Annotated in this window: 1 protein-coding gene; it reads right to left on the bottom strand. The window is 38.1% G+C overall.

Translation table 11 applies throughout. The features are described 5' to 3' along the window. Nucleotides 1-270 (bottom strand): type I restriction enzyme HsdR N-terminal domain-containing protein (locus AAEY79_RS14990; RefSeq protein WP_352289204.1); only part of this gene is annotated, 270 nt, incomplete at both ends.

Here is a 270-nt window from a genome sequence, read left to right as displayed (position 1 = left end):
GTTAATGTATCGTCAAAATTTGCCGGGTAAGGACGGAATAAAATAATAGAATCACTACCATTGGACCATACGCCAACAGGCGATACTTCTGCGTTCAGGTAGCTTTTAAGTTGTTCGATACCATCCTTACGTTTAGGTTTCTTTACTTCGATTATTATTTTTGGCGTTTGTTTTGTTACATCCGTATATACGACGATATCTGCCGCTTTAGTATTCACTTCAGTGCCAAAATGTACGCTTTTTTCTAACTCAAGCTCTTCGGGCTTATAT

The organism is Psychrobacter sp. GW64-MNA-CIBAN-0177, assembly GCF_040309585.1.
GTDB classification, from domain to species: domain Bacteria; phylum Pseudomonadota; class Gammaproteobacteria; order Pseudomonadales; family Moraxellaceae; genus Psychrobacter; species Psychrobacter okhotskensis.
The sequence above is the reverse complement of the archived record's forward strand: the minus strand, read 5'-3'. Positions and strand labels throughout refer to the sequence as shown.